3 protein-coding genes are annotated in these 3752 nt (G+C 38.2%); all 3 read right to left on the minus strand.

Annotation, left to right across the window (positions count from 1 at the left end; genetic code table 11):
* Positions 1-11: 11 nt before the first annotated feature.
* Positions 12-848 (minus strand): sugar ABC transporter permease, encoded by an 837-nt coding sequence (locus tag ENL20_03605; protein HHE37642.1) that lies wholly within the window; start codon positions 846-848, stop codon positions 12-14.
* Positions 849-860: 12 nt separating this feature from the next.
* Positions 861-1889, minus strand: a complete 1029-nt coding sequence (locus ENL20_03610; GenBank protein HHE37643.1) for a DUF1016 domain-containing protein — start codon at positions 1887-1889, stop codon at positions 861-863.
* A gap of 31 nt (positions 1890-1920) precedes the next feature.
* A partial coding sequence (locus tag ENL20_03615) for an extracellular solute-binding protein (GenBank protein HHE37644.1) occupies positions 1921-3752 on the minus strand: 1832 nt, incomplete at its 5' end.

The following is a 3752-nucleotide window of genomic DNA, read 5'->3' on the forward strand; positions in this document are numbered from 1 at the left end:
ACGACTCGAATTTATCCTTTCACGCTGCCCAGTGTTAGTCCGGAAACCAGCCATTTACTTAAAACCAGAAACAGGATTATTACCGGAATGCTGATGATCAAGGCAGCGGAAGCATACATTCCCCATTCGGTCGTCATATTTCCCTGTAAACTTTTCAAGCCCAGAGGAATAGTGAACATATCTTCATACCAGAGAACTTGTGCTGCGACAATGTATTCGTTCCAGGCTGCCATGAAAGAAAAAAGAGCCGTAATGACCAAAGCAGGAGAAGCAAGTGGTAAGATGATCTTCCAGAAGGCAAAAAATTTATTCGCTCCATCTATTTTTGCTGACTCTTCCAAACTGGCAGGGATCGTATCGTAATAACCTTTCATCAACCAGATACAGAAAGGCAGAGCAGATGCACTATACATGATTATCAAACCGAGAAAACTGTTTACCAGATTGAGTTTTGAGATCATGATAAACAACGGAAGCAAGAGCATGGTCGCAGGGAACATTTGCGTAACAAGAAGACTCAACAATCCTGCTTTCCTGCCTGGAAATTTGAAACGGGAAAACGCATAACCCGCCGTAGATGCGAGAGCAACTCCGATGATCGTTACAACCAGAGTCACCAGCAGACTATTTTTTACCCAGACCAGAAACGGTTTTTCGTTAAAAAGTTTTATGTAGTTCTCAAATGTTGCATCATCCGGAATTATCTGTAAGGACTCATTTAGCAGGTTATTGCCAGGTCTTAATGAAATTGTCAGAACCCTTAAAACAGGGTAAATCGAAATCGCTACAAAAAATAAAATTACGATATAGATCAAAATGTATTGATAAGATTTGGTTTGATTTTTCATATTTTCCTCGAATCAGTCTTTCATTAACTTTTTTTCCATAATAATCAAATCTTTTTCTCTTTCAATTTCTCTTATAAATTCTTCTTCAGTAGGCAGAACCATTTGATATTTTGAAGCAAAAATTTGTTTACTTTCTTTTAGAACAGAATATTTTACGATTGTCTCATCTTTTTGAGCACAAAGGATAATTCCGATAGTCGGATTATCGTCAGCAGATTTCATTTCATTCTCAAACAATCGGACATACATATCCATTTGTCCGATATCCTGATGAGCTAATTTACCAGTTTTCAAATCTATTAAAACAAAACATTTCAATAGATAATTGTAGAAAACCAGATCGATATAGAAATGACTGGTTTCAGTTGAAATTCTTTTTTGTCGTGCCACAAAACAGAATCCTTTTCCAAGTTCAAGAAGAAAATCCTGTAGTTTGTCGATCAAGGCTTGTTCTAATTCTTTTTCGAGATAACTTGTATCTTGATTCATATTTAGAAATTCAAGAATGGTTGGATCTTTTATAATATCTTGAGGTTGTAATTCTAACTTTTTTGTTTTATCTTTGGCTTCTTCGATAACCGGTTCTTTTATTTTACTTGATAACAACCGTTCATAATAAAATGAGTTGATTTGTCTTTCTAATGCTCTGCTGCTCCAATTTTCGGAAATTGATTCTTCGATGTAAAAGTCTCTTGCCTTCTGATTTTTTACTCTCATGAGTAATCGGTAGTGTGTCCAACTCAATTGGTCACGCAGTGCGTGGCTTTTTGGAAAAGACAGAAAAAATTGTCTGAAATACTTTAAATTGGTTACTTTAAAACCCTTGCCATAATCTGCAGTTAATTTATCAGATAAAGATTTCAGTAGATATTTTCCATATTCAGCCCGATTTTTTCCTTTTTGCTCTTCTTCAACGATTATTCTTCCAATATTCCAATACGCCTGAACCATCACAGAATTGATGCTTCTGTATGCCTGTTTTCTGGCTTCATCCAATATTTGTTTGATTTGTATATATAAATTATTTTTTACTAAATCCATTTTTCTGTTTCGATCTCAATTTTAAGTCGATTTACACCTTCTCCGCCACTTGCGACCTCTTCATAAAAGTCACGCTGAAAATCACCAATACAATAAATATGATCATAGAAAAGGCAGCCGCATAACCGTATCGATAAAGATTAAAAGCTGCCCGATAAACATACGAAACCAGAATATGAGTTTGATCTGCCGGTTGTCCGCCGTTTGTAACCAGCCACATCACATTCAGGTTATTGAAAGTCCAGACGATTCCAAGTGTGATAGCAGGAATCATCACTGGTTTAAGCAGTGGAACCGTTACATTCCAGAATTGTTTCCAACTCGATGCTCCGTCAATTTCCGATGCTTCATACAATTCATAAGGAATAGACTGCAAACCTCCCAGAGCAATGATCATCATAAATGGAAATCCAAGCCAGATATTAGTAATAATGCAGGCAATAAACGCGGAAGTCGGCTCGGAAAGCCAGTTCACCGATGCGATTCCCAGATTGTTGAGGATCAGATTGATCGCTCCGGTATCGGACATGAACATTCCGCGCCAGGTGAGAGCAGTTATGTATTGCGGAACAGCCCAGGGAAGGATGAGCAGAACTCGAAAGATTGGTTTTCCGGGAAGTTTTCGATTTAACAATACTGCCAGGAATACTCCGATCACAACATGAAAGAAAACATTCACAAAAGTCCAGATCACAGTTTTTCCAAAAACGGAATAGAAGATCGTTTCGGAGAAAACCTTTACATACTGAGCAATTCCAATGATAGAACTGGAGTTTACATTCGTCATATTCATATTGGAGAAGGAAATCATGATGTTATAGAAAAAAGGATAAATGACAACTCCAAACATCAGAATCGCAGCCGGAGCAGCCATCAAAACTGCAAAGCGGCTGTTTTGTGTTTCGAATGATCTGGAATTCCGCAACAAAGCAAAGATGAATTTATACACGATCTGATAAGTCAGATACAATCCAAGCAAAATTCCCAATGCGAACAAAATATTTTTTGTAACTTTATCCTCACCAATATCTTCCCGCATAGAATCAATTTTTTCTTCGCACAATTTCTGCTGATATTCTGCAGCTTCCTGCGGAGTCATCTCTCCATTTACGACATTCTGCAGAGCAGGTCGCATCGCATCCCAGGCGGCACGCATTTCCGGGATAACCGGCATCAGCATACCAACATCGATCTGAAGAGCGGAACTCTTCAAAGTCGGATCATTCACAAAGGACGGATCTGACTGTAGGATTTTCAAAGAAGGAAAAGATTTATGCTCTTTGGCAAACTTCCTTTGAGCATATTCGGAAGTAAGAAATTCCAGCAGTTTTTTAGTTGCTTCCAGTTTTTTACCTGATACTGTCGAGTTGATGGAATAACCGGTCGTTGAGATCATCGGTGAACACCATTTTTCAGTTTCTTCCACAAATGGAATTCGTGTCAGTCCAAAATCGACTTTTTCTGCCTGCATATAAGTTCCCCATGACCAGTCTCCGTTGATGATCATGGCTGCTTTTCCCTGCTTGAACTTATTGTCAGCCACATCATAATCGCATTCTTGCGGAATTATCTTATATTTATTACGAAGATCGGAAATAAGCTGGAAAGCGTTAATTGCTGCTTCCGTATTCAATGTCGGATGATTTTTTTCATCAAAAACTTCTCCGCCATAACCTCCCAAAAACGGAATATACCAGAAAGGTTCGGTGTAATTCCAAACTAATCCGTATTGATCGATCTTGCCGTCATTATTAAAATCTCTGGTCAGTTTTTTTCCAAATTCGATCAGTTCGGAAATCGTTTGCGGAGGATGTTCCAGACCTGCTTCCCGAAACAGTCTTTTATTATAAACAAGTGCGAGAT

This window comes from Candidatus Cloacimonadota bacterium, assembly GCA_011372345.1.
Classification (GTDB): Bacteria; Cloacimonadota; Cloacimonadia; order Cloacimonadales; family TCS61; genus DRTC01.

Coding starts and splice junctions, on each gene's coding strand:
- ENL20_03605 (HHE37642.1), bottom strand. CDS start 848: ATGAAAAATCAAACCAAATCTTATCAATACATTTTGATCTATATCGTA.
- ENL20_03610 (HHE37643.1), bottom strand. CDS start 1,889: ATGGATTTAGTAAAAAATAATTTATATATACAAATCAAACAAATATTG.